15 protein-coding genes are annotated in these 17,381 nt (G+C 44.7%); 2 read left to right on the top strand and 13 right to left on the bottom strand.

Annotated features, from left to right (window positions below; translation table 11 throughout):
- Positions 1-397 precede the first annotated feature (397 nt).
- Positions 398-1,414 carry a biotin--[acetyl-CoA-carboxylase] ligase gene (locus tag HXT53_RS01140; RefSeq protein ID WP_421780424.1) on the bottom strand — a complete coding sequence of 339 codons (1,017 nt, stop codon included), beginning with the start codon at positions 1,412-1,414 and terminating at the stop codon, positions 398-400.
- A gap of 110 nt (positions 1,415-1,524) precedes the next feature.
- Between HXT53_RS01140 and HXT53_RS01135 the strand changes: the two genes are divergently transcribed.
- Together HXT53_RS01135 and HXT53_RS01130 are read left to right on the top strand one after the other, a co-directional pair.
- Complete coding sequence (locus HXT53_RS01135; RefSeq protein ID WP_421780422.1) at positions 1,525-3,672, top strand: DUF6020 family protein; 2,148 nt, start codon at positions 1,525-1,527, stop codon at positions 3,670-3,672.
- Positions 3,669-4,958, top strand: a complete 1,290-nt coding sequence (locus tag HXT53_RS01130) for a helix-turn-helix domain-containing protein (protein ID WP_421780420.1) — start codon at positions 3,669-3,671, stop codon at positions 4,956-4,958. The genes HXT53_RS01135 and HXT53_RS01130 overlap by 4 nt, the downstream gene beginning before the upstream one ends.
- An 86-nt stretch (positions 4,959-5,044) precedes the next feature.
- Here the strand turns inward: HXT53_RS01130 and rplA are convergent, their stop codons facing one another.
- From rplA to HXT53_RS01070, 12 genes are all read right to left on the bottom strand, one after another.
- Entirely contained in the window at positions 5,045-5,740 is a 696-nt protein-coding gene (gene rplA / locus HXT53_RS01125; RefSeq protein ID WP_004118314.1) for a 50S ribosomal protein L1, read from the bottom strand.
- Between the two features lie 15 nt (positions 5,741-5,755).
- Entirely contained in the window at positions 5,756-6,187 is a 432-nt protein-coding gene (gene rplK / locus HXT53_RS01120; protein WP_004112010.1) for a 50S ribosomal protein L11, read from the bottom strand.
- Between the two features lie 320 nt (positions 6,188-6,507).
- A complete protein-coding gene (gene rplL / locus HXT53_RS01115) occupies positions 6,508-6,891 on the bottom strand; it encodes a 50S ribosomal protein L7/L12 (protein ID WP_004112006.1) in 384 nt (127 codons plus the stop codon).
- Between the two features lie 96 nt (positions 6,892-6,987).
- A complete protein-coding gene (gene rplJ, locus HXT53_RS01110; protein ID WP_004112001.1) occupies positions 6,988-7,509 on the bottom strand; it encodes a 50S ribosomal protein L10 in 522 nt (173 codons plus the stop codon).
- A gap of 438 nt (positions 7,510-7,947) precedes the next feature.
- Positions 7,948-9,342 (bottom strand): NCS2 family permease, encoded by a 1,395-nt coding sequence (locus HXT53_RS01105; RefSeq protein WP_004131666.1) that lies wholly within the window; start codon positions 9,340-9,342, stop codon positions 7,948-7,950.
- 308 nt (positions 9,343-9,650) lie between these two features.
- Positions 9,651-10,430 carry a phosphate ABC transporter ATP-binding protein PstB gene (gene pstB, locus HXT53_RS01100; RefSeq protein ID WP_004131665.1) on the bottom strand — a complete coding sequence of 260 codons (780 nt, stop codon included), beginning with the start codon at positions 10,428-10,430 and terminating at the stop codon, positions 9,651-9,653.
- A gap of 71 nt (positions 10,431-10,501) precedes the next feature.
- On the bottom strand, positions 10,502-11,527 hold the full coding sequence (pstA, locus tag HXT53_RS01095; RefSeq protein ID WP_421780418.1) for a phosphate ABC transporter permease PstA: 1,026 nt from the start codon (positions 11,525-11,527) through the stop codon (positions 10,502-10,504).
- Positions 11,524-12,510, bottom strand: a complete 987-nt coding sequence (pstC, locus tag HXT53_RS01090) for a phosphate ABC transporter permease subunit PstC (RefSeq protein ID WP_421780416.1) — start codon at positions 12,508-12,510, stop codon at positions 11,524-11,526. Before pstC ends, pstA begins: the two co-directional genes overlap by 4 nt.
- Positions 12,511-12,604: 94 nt before the next feature.
- Positions 12,605-13,783, bottom strand: a complete 1,179-nt coding sequence (gene pstS / locus HXT53_RS01085; RefSeq protein ID WP_421780414.1) for a phosphate ABC transporter substrate-binding protein PstS — start codon at positions 13,781-13,783, stop codon at positions 12,605-12,607.
- A 282-nt stretch (positions 13,784-14,065) separates the two neighbouring features.
- A complete protein-coding gene (mtnN, locus tag HXT53_RS01080; RefSeq protein ID WP_020973538.1) occupies positions 14,066-14,767 on the bottom strand; it encodes a 5'-methylthioadenosine/S-adenosylhomocysteine nucleosidase in 702 nt (233 codons plus the stop codon).
- A 40-nt stretch (positions 14,768-14,807) separates the two neighbouring features.
- Positions 14,808-15,299, bottom strand: a complete 492-nt coding sequence (locus HXT53_RS01075) for a hypothetical protein (protein ID WP_116285485.1) — start codon at positions 15,297-15,299, stop codon at positions 14,808-14,810.
- A 763-nt stretch (positions 15,300-16,062) separates the two neighbouring features.
- Complete coding sequence (locus HXT53_RS01070; protein WP_101890077.1) at positions 16,063-17,325, bottom strand: 3-deoxy-7-phosphoheptulonate synthase; 1,263 nt, start codon at positions 17,323-17,325, stop codon at positions 16,063-16,065.
- Between the last annotated feature and the right edge of the window lie 56 nt (positions 17,326-17,381).

The raw sequence follows: 17,381 nt of genomic DNA, 5'->3' as shown, positions 1-17,381 counted from the left end.
TTTCAAGGTTTTTAAAGAATTTTCCCAGACTTTTCTCAGGAAACTACTCAGACAAGAACACTAACACTATAAAACCATTGAAAAATCAACATTCCACACACATCACACACGCAACACGCCGACACCACACCACTCTTCACTCTGCCTATCTCTTATCCCGAGATTGTTTACGTATTTGGCAATTTTGAAAACAAACGCAAAATCATTTTCCCGAGAATGTTGCTCAAAATGGCGTGTCGAACTACAAAGTCGGGAAGATTTTCCCGAAAATGTTGCTTAAAACCACAAAATCAACAACAAAATGCGGAAAGTTTTCCCGAGTTTGTAGCTGATTCACGGCGTGTCAAACTACAAAAAGCGCAAATGTCCTTCGCGCAGTCTAAGCGCGCGAATGCACCTAGATTCGCACAGCACAAACATCACCAGTACGAACAGTTATTATCTGCCCAGAATCCTTACGCACTTGAATAGAAGCATCACGCATAAGATTTTGAGCAATTCCTTCTACACTAGTAAAACTTTTTGCACAAGACTCATAATCATCAGCGTTATTAGAATCGTCAACTCCAGCATCAATCCCCAAACCGTCATCATTCGGCGCGCGAACAATCACCTTGCGCCCCAACGTCCAACATGCTTCACTCGCTTCTTTAAGCAGATCCAAAGAGTATTCATTCGTATTCTTTACAAACTTCCCCAACCTAATCCTAAGATTTTCCACCAATCGCGCAGCTATATTATCCCCAAGCTCAGCAAAATCTGGCAGATTATCGTAATGCATTTTAAGCGAAGTTGCTTCCTCGATTGGAAGCGACTGCTTATCCATAAAAAGATTTAAACCAATCCCGAAAATAACTCCAACATTAGGATAGGCAATATCGCCAGCAACCGTTTTTGGAGTCAAAACAATCTCCGTTAAAACTCCACCTTCTTTACAGTCACCAATAAAAATATCATTAGGCCATTTAAGACTGATCTTGCTATAATCTGGCAATTCCCCATTTTCAATCTGCGTAGCGCCAAACTCTTTTAGCGCGCCAATAATCGAATCTCGCGCAGCAAGACCAGCAATTATAGGAAGCCAGCCATTGTAACTTGGATTCTTAACAATGCTACTTGGCAAAATCGTTGCAAAAGAAGCTAGTAAACTTTCAAATGGCTTACTAACCCATTTTCTACACAATCTTCCTTTGCCAGCTGTCTGATGGCAAGCAGCAACAACATAAATCGCAGGCATTTCGTCTTGTCTTTTTACAAAACAGATATTGCTGCAATCATCAGCGCACCCATCAGCGCACCCATCAGCGCACCCATCAGCGAGAATTTTGCGTGCGTAATTCTGCGTTGAATCAATAACTTCAAAATAAACAAAACCGTCTGCAACATTTTTAGTGCGTTCAAAAAAATTACTCATACAGAAATTATAGAAATTTTAATATAATTTAAAAAGATTGTGCAACAGGTATAATTTACACAAGTACTTTACACAAATTACTTATTAGGATTAAAAATCAGTAGGCCAATATGAAATTCATTAAAAATGACTACGCGAGCGCAAAAACAGTCGCAGAACCTACTGATACTTGCAATGCAAAACCAGATACGAAAAACGATATAAAACCAGATACGAAATCTGAAATGAAAATCGATCCAAAAACAAGCACATCAAAAACAAGCTTGACAAAAACATCAATATTTAATCTCGTAAGTCAGCTTGCGACTCAAGCACTAATACTATTTACTTGCATCTGGCTCGCTCTTTGCACAAGCTTAGGCGTGATTTACCGCAATCAGGGATCTTTAACCGATTTTAATTGGGTTAACGCACTTATTTTTGCAGCAGTATTCTGCGTTTATTACGCTATTTTAAGATCCATCATTCATTTTGGGAAAAATAACAAAAACGACAAAATACTAAAAATACTAAAAATACTAAAAATCACAACTTATAAAATCACAAAACCACTTTTTCACCCATTTAGAAGCATCGCCGCTAAAAAGCCTAAGATAATTTTTTCAATAAAACGTACTCTAAAATGGTGTTTTTACCATTCAACTTGTAGAAAACGAAACATTTTCCTAACACTGATTATCGGCTGGCTGTGGGCACCAGTAACACTTCTAGCAGCTTACGGAGCAGACATTTGCTCACAAATCCGAGAATACAGCTGGACCTGGAACCAAATAACTGGCATAAAACAACCATACATTGGATTCTTTAGCTTTGTTCCAGCAGACATATACCCAACAGCACACTATCTTTGGCCGGCAAAACCTACGTATTTAAGCGACCAGCACAACATTGTTTTAACATTGATTTACGGTGCTGTAGCAGCAGTATCGCGATATTTTACCGAATCGAACGATGCTGGAATCATACTACTTGCAATTATGCAATTTGTTTTTGCAGCATGGTGTTGCGCCGCCACAGCAAACCGATTCCTAAACACACCATGGGTTAAATCTAAAACAAGCGAAACTCAAACTGTCTTACCAACGCCAATCTTCTTCCGCGCAGCCGTAATAATCACATTTTTATTCAGCCCACTTGTAGTTTTTTCAACAATTGCACTAACAAAATCACCATTATTCGCATTTGCATTCGTATGGTGGTTTGGAATATCTTACGAACTACACTGCACAATACAAAACGCAAAAATCTCACGCAAACACACGATTCTTGAACTGATAATAAGCGTTTGCATTATGCTAATCGCAGCAAAATATGCGTGGTATATTCTTGTAATTCAATTTGTACTTCTAATGTTTTACAGCATAAAACGTTGGAAAATATGGGTTTTATGCATTCTGCTCCCAACAATTCTTATACACGGAGCCATAATAATAGCCATATCTAGCGGAGCCATAATAAACGGAGATCCTATTGAAAGCCGCGGAGTACAACTTCAGCAGATAGCCAGAATCGCAAAACTAGATCCAAAAAGCATACCTCATAAAGCAGCACGAGAAATTGCGCCAATTTTTAATCTCAACCAAACCGCTGAAGCATACACACCTCAAGACGCAGATCCTGTAAAATCTTCTGGCTTACAGTCTAAAAAAGTGAGCTACCGTTGGCGTTACATTACAAAAGACGACATGAAAAAGTTTAACCACGCATGGTGGCTTATGGTTAAACACAGTCCAATCGTTGCAACGGACGCATTCTTAGCAAAATCCTACGGTTATTTTGACATTCTAGACATCCCTTATGTCGGACCAGAATACTACATAAATACTGACAACATAAAAAACTCAGAGTGGATACGCTACTGGCTACCAGAATGGCGTGCAGGTGTTTCAAATACTGTTGAATCGTGGAGTAATACGCCGATTTTAGGTTGGCTGATTCACGGAAACCTGTATGTTGTTGGCACACTGCTTATCGGAGTTGCAGAAATCGCTCTTAAACGTTGGAAAACACTCGTTTTGCATATACCTCTTGCGCTGTTAATGGGAGTAATGGTGCTGGCTCCTGCAAACAATTTTGAACGACATATGCTCCCTATTACGTTCGTATTCTTCTTTACAGCTCTAACATTTTTAAGAGAGTCTAAATTACTTGGCAGAGATAATATTATAGATATAACGTCAAATACAAAAATAGAAAATACTTCACAGTTGCCACAGTTGCCAAAATTAAATATAGAAACGATTGGAGGTGACAAATGAACAACGAACTTTACGATAGCGCGGTTGCTGGCGACTCTACTGCTGACACAACCAGCAAGCTTTATGACGTAGACTATAGTACTACTAGCAACATCACAGAAGATGTTGATTTTCTAACAATTCTTACAGGAATATTGCCAAACGGAAACAATATTTATAATAGGAACTCAAACGAAGCTAAGGAAAAATCGCAAGCAACCAGCGATGAAAAAGCCGAAGAAACTCAAGACCAAAACCAAACAGAAACACATAAAAAACATCATCTTTTATGGCGCAGAAAACAATCAAACGAAACTACAGAAAAAGCTACTAGCAAAACACCACAATTTACGCCACTGCCATGCGCGCCAAAAAACGAAGACACAAGTGGAATATTTGACAATCGAGACGGAAAAATCTTCGACTCAGCAACACGCCTGCGACTACACACAATAATTGGAGCGTGCCTGATGAACGGCATTGCAGACAACCGCGTAAGCGCACTAATGCACCTCTTACAATGGCAAGAAAATACGCGACTCCTAGCAATAGCTGGTACATACGAAACACTCGACATAAACGAAGACAGTCCAACACGAAAAACAACAACTCACGCGCCGCAAAACAACACAGACACTTTACGACGAACCATATGGACGCAACTTGGCGCATGTGGAGCATACGATGCGATAGTAGACCGCGTTCAAAAAGACGCAATTACATCTAGAACAAAAACATGGAAAATAGCCGCAAAACCTCAAGCAAAAGAAAACGATGAATTTCCCGCCCCGTCACACATAATCATCCTAGCTTTAAAAGAAAACCCAAGCCAAGACGCGCTAAACAAACTTTGCGAAGTATTTACAAAATCAGGTAAGCCAATTTGCATAAGCGAAATTGCAGTCGGCGCACAAGAAATATGCGAAGAAATCACAGCAACTCTAGCAGCGCTTGCTGTTGCACCGTCTGTAACACATTTGCCACAAATAATACGCTGCGACGACGTGCTGCCAGAGCGCGCGCTTATAGGCGACGAAACCGCCGTAGAAACCTTATATACTAAGGTGTATCAGAGCTTGGCACCATACAACCCAGACGACCCGACTTTGCAAACTGTAGATGCTTTCTTGCGATTTGGCGGCGCACTAGACCAAACTTCACACAACCTTAATGTGCACCCAAACACAATACGATATCGACTGCGCAAAGTTGCGCAAACAACAGGCTGGGATGCCACTGACCCTAGAGAGGCGTACGTTTTACAAACTGCGATTACGATTGGGCGCATCCGCGATTCTGCGCTCTAAAGCAAAAGCGCCGAAAACAATGTGCTCTAAAAAAGAACACACCATTTTCAGCGCTAAAAAATTACTCAGCTATGCTTAGCTAAAAATCACGCAGCAATGCTTGCAATATCCACTGGAACACCAGGAGCCATTGTAGAGGTAATCGTTACCTTAGTGATGTAACGACCCTTAATGGTTGTAGGCTTCAAGCGGCGAATCTCATCGGCAACAGCCTTGAAGTTCTCTTCAAGAGCCTTATCGTCGAAGGAAAGCTTGCCAAACAGGAAGGAAAGATTGCCCTGACGATCAACGCGGAACTCAATCTTACCACCCTTAATATCGGCAACAGCCTTTGCAACATCCATTGTAACGGTGCCAGTCTTAGGATTTGGCATCAAGCTACGAGGACCAAGCACACGACCAAGGCGACCAACCTTGCCCATCATGTCTGGGGTTGCAACAACGGCATCGAAGTCAAGGAAGCCACCGGCAACCTTCTCGATAAGCTCGTCATCACCAACAATGTCTGCGCCAGCTTCTTGAGCCTCAGTAGCCTTTGGACCACGAGCAAACACCAAAACCTTAGCGGTTTTACCAGTGCCATTAGGCAAGTTCACAACGCCACGAACCAACTGATCCGCCTTGCGAGGATCCACATTAAGGCGCATAACAGCCTCAGCAGACTCGTCGAAAGCGTGCTTTGGCATGCTCTTAAGCAAAGCAATAGCCTCAGCTGGGGTGTAAAGGTTGTTGCGGTCGATCTTCTCAGCCGCTTCACGATACTTCTTAGAACGCTTCACCATTTTTTCCACTCACTTTCAGTCGGTAACGGTAATACCCATCGAGCGAGCAGTGCCCGCGATAATCTTCATACCAGCTTCAACATCTCGTGCAGAAAGATCTGGCATCTTGATTTCGGCGATTTCGCGCACCTGAGCCTTGGTTACAGAACCAACCTTGTGGGTCAATGGGTTCTCGGTGCCCTTAGGAATGCCAGCAGCCTTAAGCAACAAAGCAGCAGCTGGTGGAGTCTTAAGAATAAATGTAAAGGAACGATCTTCGTAAACAGTAATCTCTACTGGAACGATCTGACCCATCTTGTCCTTCGTCTGGTCGTTATAGGCCTTGCAGAAGTCCATGATGTTTACGCCGTGGGAGCCTAATGCAGGACCCAGTGGTGGGGCTGGATTTGCTTTACCAGCCTGAATCTCGAGCTTAATAAGCGCAGAGACTTTCTTTTTTGGAGCCATAATATGGTTCTTCTTTCTTTTGAAGCGGTTAAATCGGCGCCCTAAAACGTTGATATTAAGCCGTTTTAAGGATCCTCCCGCAACTTATATTGCTGTGCTGTGCTAGCGGATTACTCCTCCAGTCACAAGCTTTCCTATTATGCCACTTTGCCGCGACGATTTTGGCAACAAAAGCAAAAACGGCAAGGAATTCGTGAAACCACGAAAACCTTGCCGCATTCAAAACGCATTCGCGACTAATGCGCTAGCAAATCGCTAACCAGCAAATCACGCTAGCAACCAGCCGCATGCGTTAACAAAGTTAACAAAAGAGCCTAGAACTACTTAAGTTCAACAGTTGCGCCGGCTTCTTCAAGAGCAGCCTTAGCCTTGTCGGCATCTTCCTTCTTAGCCTTCTCGAGGACTGGCTTTGGAGCATTGTCAACAATGTCCTTAGCTTCCTTCAAGCCGAGGCCAGTCAAAGCCTTAACAGCCTTGATGACGGCAACCTTCTGAGCACCTGCAGAAGCGAGGACAACGTCAAACTCGTCCTTCTCTTCCTCAGCAGCGCCAGCAGCAGCGGCTGGAGCAGCAGCAACAGCAGCTACAGGAGCAGCAGCCTCAACATCGAACTTCTCTTCAAAGGCCTTGACGAACTCAGAAAGCTCGACGAGGGTCATTTCACCGAAAGCTTCAAGAAGCTCTTCGCTAGTGAGCTTAGCCATAATGGCTTCCTTTCTTACTTGGCCAGACACACCTTGTGCCTTAGAGCCATAACATTTTTATTATTTTTTGGTCTCATGCAGCAAGCTGCAAGGGAATCAAGCGGCCTTTTCCTGCTTCTCGCGCAAAGCGTCGATAGTACGCACTGCCTTGGTTGGCAAAGCGTTGAACAGGTAGGCGGCCTTGGACATGGTGCCCTTGAGCGCGCCAGCCATCTCGGAAAGCAATTCTGGGCGAGACTTGAGGTCTGCCAGCTGCTTGGCGCCTTCGGCATCGTAAACGGTTCCATCTGCGAAACCGCCCTTAATGACGAGGGTCTTATTCTCTTTGGCAAAATCACGCAAGGTCTTAGCAGCCTCAATGAAATCGCCCTTTACAAAGGTGATTGCAGTTGGGCCAGCAAGAAGCTCATCAAGACCTTCAATGCCCGCTTCCTTAGCGGCAATGCGAGCAAGCGTATTCTTAGCCACAGAGTAGGAAGTATCGCGGCCTAGCTTTTCGCGCAGAGAAGAAATCTGCGGAACTGTAAGCCCGCGGTACTCGGTAAGGTAGACAGCGTCGGCGTTACGGAACAAATCCGTAAGCTCTGCAACTACCGCTTCCTTTTCGGGCCTCTTCATGGCGTTCCTTCCTAAATTGGCCGCTGGAATGGAAATAACATATCAAAAAAGCCCTGCGCACGGCAGAGCATCCAAAAAACACATAGTGTTAAAAAGTTTGTGAAAAATCGCAAATAAATCGCAACAATCACTGCTCAACCTGTGCTGGCATGACACATCATTTTCAGGAATCTTGCGACTCCACCAACGGTCTGTGGTTTACGTTGGGCAAGTTTAATATCCACGCGCGACAATGTCAATATTTTTTCGCAAACTTTATAATTTATTTTTATTTAGGATTATTTAAGAGCGTACTCAACACGCGCGGTTGCTGGCGACTTATCACAAACTCACGCGGAAAAATCGCAAGCAACCGTACGCATCAAATACGCTCTTAAAATAATTAATTAAATTAATATCTAACTAATATCTAACTTAACTAATATCTAACTATTCGATTTACAAAACTGCGTTAGCAACAAAGTCAAGAATGAACAAAAGCGAAACAATCCAAAGCATTGGATGAACGTCTTTAGCACGCTTCTTGCAAGTCATAACTAAGCAGTACATGATGAATCCAGCGGCAATGCCGTAAGAAATCGAGTAAGAGAACGCCATAAACACGGCAGCGAAGAACGCAGGAATAGCTTCGGAAATATCGTCCCAAGCAATCTCCTTTAACGAGCTTGCCATCATGCAGCCTACAACTACAAGCACGCCAGCCGTAGCAGCAGCAGGAACAGCGCTAGCAAATGGCGCAAGAACAATCGAAAGCGCAAAGCACACGGAAACAACTACAGAAGTCAAACCAGTGCGGCCACCAGCACCAATACCAGCAGCAGACTCAACGTAAGTAGTTGTGTTAGAAGTACCGCAAATTGCGCCAACCGAAGTTGCAATCGAATCAGCAAACAGCGCACGATCCATCTTGGAGCTAAAGCCAGAGCCGTTTTCCAAAGCCTTCTCATCTGCCTCCGAGAAAATGCCAGTTCTGCGGCCTGTTCCAATAAACGTTCCCAAAGTGTCGAAAGTATCCGACATAGAGAAGGCGAAAATAGTTACCAAAACAAGCGGAATGCGTGCTGGATTAGAGAAGAGAGCAGGGAAACCTTGCGGGCCAAAAATAGCACCAAAGGTGGTTGGAAGCTGGGCAAAAGCATCCGTAACAGAAACGGCATTATTTAGCGAAGTTAAGCCAAGCGGAATACCAATCAAAGAGGTTACAATAATCGTAATAAGCAAGCTTGCGCGAACCTTAAGAACAGTAAGAACAATAGCCAAAACAAGTCCAATAAGGAATAGCCACAAAATAGGATTGTTCATAACCGCAAGACCTGGAATAGCAGCGGTTGGCTTGCTCTTAGCGGCGGCTGCAGGATCTTTAGAAGTAAAGGTGATTAAGCCAACGCTCATAATGCCAACGTATGCAACGAATAAACCAATGCCACCACCAATCGCGTGTTGCAACGAAGTTGGGATGGCACGAATAATCATCTTACGAATCTTGGTAACGGTAATAATAATGTTAATTAAACCGCACAAGAACACCATACACATGGCTTCTTGCCACGTAAAATGAAGGCCAAAGCACACTGTGTATGTGAAGAATGCGTTAAGACCCATGCCAGCAGCTTGAGCGTAAGGCACGTTAGCAAACAAGCCCATAACAAGTGTGCCAATAATTGCTGCGATGATTGTAGCGAGGAAAACGCCACCCTTAGGCATGCCAGTTTGGCTTAAAATCATTGGGTTTACGACGATAATATACGACATTGCAAAGAATGTAGTGAGACCTGCAGTGATCTCCGTTGATACATTCGTGCCGTTTTCTTTGAGATGGAAGAACTTTTCCATAAACTCTCTGTTCCTTGGTTTTACAGCGCAAAAGACCATAAAAAGCGTGGCGAGAGCACTTGAGCAATCGCGGACGCAATTACATTTGGGCATTCACGCAGAGGTTACTGCGACTCGCTCGGCGCGCAAAGCACAAGCCGAATAAACACTCTAGAAAACTCGCGAGAATTAGAAACGACTTATAGAACTTTGAACAACCGAACAGGTTCGACCTTACGCGCACGTGCTGACCAAAGAAAAATCGCGCAAAAATTATGCAAAAATCGCCTAAAAATCGCGCAGAAAACACACAGAAATCGCTGCAAAAATCACCCAAAGCGGCCAGAAATGTAGCGCTCCGCCTCCGCATTGCGCGGATTGTTGAACATAGTGGTGGTATCTGCAAAATACTCAAGATGCCCTGGTTTTCCAACCGCCTTAAGGTTAAAGAACGCAGTGTAATCAGCAACGCGCGCTGCCTGCTGCATGTTGTGCGTTACAATCACAATCGTGTAATCGCGCTTAAGCTCGTTAATCAAATCTTCTACAGCAAGAGTAGAGATAGGGTCAAGAGCAGAGCACGGCTCGTCCATAAGAAGCACTTGCGGATGCACAGCCACGGCTCGCGCAATACAAAGTCGTTGCTGCTGGCCGCCAGAAAGCCCGATTCCTGGCTTATCGAGTCTATCTTTAACCTCGTTCCACAAATTCGCGCCACGTAAAGCCCACTCAACTAGGTCGTCGGCATCTTGCTTTGAAATATGGCGATTATTTAAGCGAACTCCTGCAAGAACGTTTTCTCGAATAGACATTGTTGGGAAAGGATTTGGGCGCTGGAACACCATTCCAACATCTCGGCGAACAGCTACAGGGTCCACATCTTTGCCATACAAATCGCGGCCTTCAAGCAACACTTGACCTTCCACGCGAGCGCCTGGAGTAATCTCGTGCATGCGGTCTAAAGTGCGCAAAACCGTTGATTTTCCGCATCCCGAAGGCCCTATAAAAGCAGTAACCTTGTTTGGCTCAATGCTTATGTTAACGTCTTCTACTGCTAGAAAATCGCCGTAGTAAATGTTCAAATGCTTAACATCAATGCGCTGACCCATTTGCGCCTCACTTTCTAAAATCTATTTCGCTCTGTTTCGACTTATTTCGCATTATTTCGCATTATTTCGCTCTACTTCGCTTTTACTGAAAACACACGAGCCACAACTCGCCCAATAATATTCAGCAGCAAAACAATCACAATCAAAGCAAGCGCCGCCGCCCACGCACGCTCCATCGGAATCGTAGTAACGCACGAAGATAGCGCGTTAGCTGGGCAATTCGCCGAAAGCTTGGAATATTCCTGGTAAACGTACACTGGCAAAGTAGTCATTTGCCCGTCAAAAAGATTGAAATTCGTGGATGCAATAAACCCAGCTGCCATTAAAAGCGGAGCCGTCTCTCCAACCACGCGCGCAACCGCAAGAATACAGCCAGAAACAATGCCAGGCAACGCGGTTCGCAACACGATTTTTGTAATCATGCGCTGCTTTGTAACGCCTAGAGCAAGCGCCGCTTCACGCAGATCGTTCGGCACAATTTTTAACATTTCTTGACACGACTTAACAACAGTTGGCAGCATAAGCAGCGAAAGCGCAACCGACCCTTCAAAACCGTTGATTGTTCCAGGTCCTACAAAAATCGTAAAGCTAGAAAACGCAAACAAGCCAGCCACAATCGAAGGAATTCCGCTCATAACGTCTACAACAAGATTAATCACCCTAGCTAAGCAGCTGCCTCGCGCGTACTCAATCAAATACACGGAGCACATAATTCCAATCGGAATCGAAATTGCCATTGCGCCAAGCGTAATCTCCAACGTTCCAATAATGGCGTGCAAAATACCACCGTAACCGCCCGTACCAGTAGCAGCGCCGCCAACAACATAAGTCATATTATGCGTTAAAAAGTCAAGGTTTAATCGCTTAATGCCGTTTACAATAGTCGTTAAAAGCAAAGAAAGTAGCGGAATTAGCGCAACTACAAAAGACAAAAAGATTAAAACGCGCATAAACAAGTCTTTTCGCTTGCGACTTGCGATTCTAGAGCGCGTTGGGCGGAACTTGTTAAAGTCGATTTTTGGAGATTCGCTGCTTGCGCTAACAGTATGATCAGAGCCAACGGAGCCAACTTGTAACGATTGCGAATTTTGCATCATGCACTCGCCTTTCCCGTGATTTTGCGCGCAATAAGGTTTACAGCGAATGAAATAACAAACAGCACCAAGCCTGTAGCAATAAGCGCACTAACACCCAATCCGTTTGCTTCTGGGTATTGCGCTGCTATGTTTGCTGCAATCGTTTGGTTTTGCGAAGCTTGCAAAATGTTGAATTTAAAGGTGAATCCTGGAGACAAAATCATAAGAACTGCCATTGTTTCGCCCAAAGCGCGACCAAGACCAAGCATAGATGCGGAAACAATTCCCGACTTTGCAAACGGCAAAACCGCTAGCTTTATCATCTCCCACTTTGTGGCACCAAGCGCGAGCGCGCCTTCTTGCTGCAATCGCGGCGCTTGCTGGAAAATATCTCGCGCCATAGAAGTTATAATCGGCAAAATCATAACTGCCAGAACAATGCTAACGGTTGCAGCACTACGCGAAGGGCTTGCCGCAGGGCCTGCAAAAAGCGGAATCCAGCCAAAGATGTGCGAAATAAACTTCCAGAACGGGTATATAGATGGCACGAGCACCAATCCGCCCCAAAGACCGTAGATTACGGACGGAATCGCAGCAAGCAAGTCAACTACACCACTTAAAAGCGGCACCATTTTTGGCGGAGCATAGTGGCTTATAAACAGCGCGATTCCAATCGAAATAAAGAATGCAAGGAGCAGAGCGAGCGCAGACATAAGAACAGTTCCAAAAACCATTGGCGCTACGTAGCCTAGAAAATCGTGCGCTTTGCCGCCAGTAAAGTCCAAAAATACTTGACTTACTTGGTTTTTGTTTGCGCCTACAATCGGCAACGCTTGAAACAGCAGGAACAATGCAACAGCTGTAAGCACCATTAAAATCAGCAATCCGCAAGCAAGAGCTACGCTTTTGAACAAGCGGTCTGCAAAACCACCTGCAAAACCACCTGCAAAATGGCCACTTTTGTGCGCATCTTTACTGATTTCAGTTCTTTGTTTAGAACTCACTCATGCTCCTTTTGTAGTCATTATATAAATGCTATCAGCAGCAATATATTGACTACTATATTAACTACTCTAAAATCTTTGCAAAATGCTATTTTTACTTGCCTATCGACTGAATCGACTTGTTAATCCTGCCCATAAGCTTTTCTGGCAAAGGCGCAGTTCCAGCAGCATCTTGAGCCGCAGCCTGGCCATCTTTGCTAGTAACGTAGCTAAGCCAAGACTTTGCAAATCGTGCAGTTTGCGCGTCTTTGTAAGCACCGCACACAATATCGTAAGAAACTAGCACAATCGGATAAGCGCCTTTTTCTTCCGTTTTGTGGTTTATTTTAACAACAACGCGATGCTTTGATTTTGCTGCAGCATCTTCGTCAACCTTTGAATCGTTAATGGTTATAGAGCCACCTTCTGGGCTAATCTCGTTGTAAGAATCTCCCACTTTTACTGCCACAGTTCCAAGCTTTCCAACTTGCGAGAAGTCCGCGTATCCAATCGCTCCGTCTGCCATGCGAATTGTGGAAACAACGCCAGATGTGCCTTTTGCGCCCTGACCTACGCTATTTGGCCAATTTTCGCTAAGATCGTAGGTCCAATCGTTTGGTGCAACGTCTTTTATGTAGCTTAAGAAGTTCTGCGTTGTGCCAGACTTATCGGACCTGTGAACAACTGTAATCGGCTTATCTGGTAGCTTTAGCTTTGGATTTTGCGATTTAATAGCATCGTCATTCCAACGCGTAATCTTGCCGTCGAAGATTTTTGCGATTGTAGAAGCGTCCATATTTATGTGTTTTCCAGCATCCGAAACGCCTTTTAGATTAAAGATTACTGCGATTGGAGAAACGTATACTGGAACGTCGAAAGCCGTAGTGCCATTTGCGCAAACCGACTTTGATTTTTCTAACTCGTCGTCGCTTAGCGATTTATCGGATCCAGCCCAAGCTGTTGCGCCCGTCATAAACGTTGTAACTCCTGCACCCGAGCCAGTTGGATTATATGCTATTTTTGCGCCAGGATTTTTGGATTGGAATCCTGCAATCCACGCTTCTACAGCAACCTGCTGGGAAGACGCACCCGAGCCTTGGAAGTTTCCTACGATTTTTGCGCTAGTATTTGCGGACGATTGCGAACTACTTGCAGGAACATTATCTCCGCAAGCCGCAAAGCTCACTAAAGTTGCGGACGCTAACAATCCTGCTGCAATCGCGCGCATATTCCACTTTGTGTTAGACTTTATTGATTGATTTTCTACTGCATTATTTACTGCATTTTTACGCATATTCTTCATTTCCTTTCAAGAAGAATTGCCATTATGCCAGTCAATCTGCGTTTCTCGTATAACCTACCGCAAATTTTCCTCTTAACTATTTAACTAATGTTTAAAACTGGCATCTTTTATTTCTTATTACCTTTTTTCTTCTATTAACGATGCCAATCTTAAGAGTGGGGTAAAAACCTTGCCGCCAAAATCTGATTGCACTCAAAAAATGGCGGCATTTAGCGCTACTCGCCTTTTGTTTGGCGATGCTGCGCGTCGGCGACCACATCGGCGTGTTGAACTCTACAAATTCCTAACAATATTTACTGTCATTTTTGCGGCAGTATCCGCGTATTCCGATATGTCGAAAGTGTGGAATTCCTCGTATTTTGTGTCTGCATTGTCGCTCATTGCGCGCACAACTAGCGCTGGAACGTCGTTTCTTGCAGCAACGTGAAGAATCGCAGCGCCTTCCATTTCTACAGCATCCGCTTGAGTCGCCTCAATAACTTCCGCCACTTTTTCGGGCGTGTCTACAAAATATCCGCCAGATGCGATTGTTCCCAAAATGTGGTTAATGCCCATCTTTGTTAAAACGCTGTCTGCTGTTTTAAGAAGATAATCGTCTGAATGATATTCGTTTGTAAACGGCTTCCACTGATTAATCATGCGCATGTCAGTGTCTAAATATCTTAATGTTTTTCCAAGAACAACATCATTTGTATGCAAATTTTTATTAAGATTTCCCGCAATTCCCGAAAAGATTACGGCCTGCGGCTTGTACGTATCAATTAAATACTGTGCGGTTGCAGCGGCATTTACAAGTCCCATTCCGCCAACCGTTGCAGCCACTTCGATTTTTCCGCCATCTTCGCATTCAAGCACGCCACAAGATACGTCTAAGCTGGCTGCCTTATTATGCTTAACATTGCTAAGAGAAGCGGCAATGTGCGCAACTTCTTCTTCCATAGCGCCAATAATGGCAATTTTTGTAAACTTAGGCATTCGTCAAATCATCCTTTAGTCTTAATCGTATGTGCTGTATTTAATCTCGCGCGTTGTATTTAATCTCGCGCGTTGCATTGCGTCTAATCAAAAATACGCTTACACAACACATAATAACAAAAGACACGGTTGCAATTTTTAGCGAAGCGCTGCACGTGAATTCAAACCAAGGATTTGTAGCGGGAACATTCAAAAACTCCATGATTTGATTTTGAAGCGCAATAAACCCAAAGAAAGACGCTATTAGCAAAACGCAAATCGTAGAGCCAACAACAAGACGCCACCCGCGCACAAAAACGCAAAGCACAATCAACGTAATAAACGGAACAATAACGCTAAACCATAGTGCAGAACAGGCAACAACAGTGTAGCCTTTGCTGTGAGTGCCGCGATACCACGCAAACGCCAGAAGAAATGCGCCAGCAAGCAAAAGCGCAAAAATCGCGTATCGCGCAATTGGCAGAGCGCGGCTTAAAACGCCATCTTTATCTTGGGGAATATTGTTGTACTCAGGGGCTGGCGATTCGCACATTTTGCACTCCTTTGTTCAAAAATGCTGACTATTTTAGGATTTATTGTAATAGTTTGTAACTAAAAAAAACACGGCGTGTCGTGTCGTTCGCGCAAGCTGGGTAGAGATTCGAGATTTTTCGCAGCGGATGAAGCGTATCGCTCGCGCGTTACAGCGCGCTCACGTCTTCGCTTGCGTTGAAAGCACACTGTGCTTTCAACTTTGAGCAAGCTCAGCGAATCGAAGTGCATTCGCGCGCTACGCTTTAAGCGCTCATGCAGGTCGATTCGCAGCATGAAATGGTGATTCGCTGAAGTAGCAAGAAAAATCGAGAATCTCGGTGTTTAAGCGATACGCAATTGTTCAGACTTGTAAGAGGGCTGGGTGATTCTTGGTCGAACAGTATAAGAGCGGCAGCCGATACCAAACAATCCAAATGATCAACCACTACAAACAAACCTCAACCCAAAAACAAAATCAAAGCCAAATCGGAACAACCGCAACAACAGACAACACGTAAGAGGCGGAGCGTTGTGCGAATCGACGACTTCGAGCTGCATAGCGCGCGAGAAGTCACCTCGATTCGCTGAGCCGCTTAAATGTAAAGTCCAGTGGACTTTACATGCGGCGAAGACGTAAGCGCGGCTAATCCGCGCGAGCGCAGAATTAGCCAGCCCTCCTACAACACCAAGCAAGGAAATATAGGAAATCGCACAACATTTTCGGGAAAATCTTCCCGACTTTGTAGCTCGACACGCCGATTAAAGCAACATTTTCGGGAAAATCAAGACTTAAGTCGGCGAGAAGAAACAGACTGCGCAAGCGTGTTAAGCAATCGCTCGGTATCTTCCCAAGAAATGCATCGATCCGTAATCGACTTTCCGTACTCAAGCTCACTCAAAGGCGCAGGATCTTGGTTTCCGCCTTGCAAGAAGCTCTCCATCATAACGCCTTTAATGCCTTTTTCGCCATGTGCAAGACGATCCGCAATATCTCGCACGACTTGAATCTGGCGATTCTCATCTTTGCCCGAATTTCCGTGCGAGCAATCGATTACAACGCCATTAGACGCCACGCAATCCGCGCCGAGCCTCAAACGAACCGATGCAACAGCAGCAGCAACAGAAGCCGCATCGTAGTTTGGACCCTTGCTAGAGCCACGCAAAACAACATGACAATCAGGGTTTCCAAGTGTTTGTACAGCGCAAGCGCGTCCAAGATGGTCGATTCCAAAGAAAGTGTGATGCTGACTAGCTGCCAAACATCCATTGACGGCGGCTGTAACAGAGCCATCCGTTGCATTCTTAAATCCGACTGGCATAGAAAGACCGCTAGCAAGCTGGCGATGAATCTGCGATTCCGTATTGCGTGCGCCAATCGCCCCCCAGCTAACAGCATCCGCAATAAACTGCGGGCTAGTCGGCTCCAAAAACTCGGTTGCTGCAGCCAAACCAGCGTCCAAAACTCCAAGAAGCGTGCGACGCGCCAAAAGCAAACCCTTGTGAATATCGTGCGTGCCGTCAATATCGGGGTCGTTAATCAAGCCCTTCCAGCCAACTGTTGTGCGCGGCTTTTCAAAGTAAACGCGCATAACAATCAAAAGCTCACCTTCGAGCTTTGCGCGCAAATCAGCCAAACGAGACGCGTAGTCAAGAGCTGCCTTAGGATCATGCACAGAACACGGTCCAACAATAACAAGAAGGCGGTCGTCATCTCCATTAAGGCATCTGCGGATCTCATCGCGTGACTCTGCAACAATATCTTGCGCATACGGAGAAAGTGGCAACTCACCAAGAACCTGTGCAGGAGTGGGAAGCGGCTCCAACTCCAACACGCGACGGTTGATTATACGATCTACTCCAACCTGGTCTTCCCAGCGCTCGAATTTAGATGAATCGAGTGGATTTTTCCCTTCTTCAACAGCTTTTTTAACAGCACGAGCATCCGAGTGATTTAAGGCATTGCTGTTATTAAACGATTTACAATTAAGATCACTTGTACTAGGCTCAATACCACTAATATCGCTGCTATTAATATCCAACTCCATAATCACCGCCAATCTTAAGCACAAAACACCGCAGCTTCAGCCAATAATCTAATTAA

It is taken from the genome of Gardnerella sp. KA00390 (assembly GCF_049244075.1).
Classification (GTDB): domain Bacteria; phylum Actinomycetota; class Actinomycetes; order Actinomycetales; family Bifidobacteriaceae; genus Bifidobacterium; species Bifidobacterium vaginale.
This window is presented reverse-complemented; position numbering and strand designations above follow the sequence as displayed.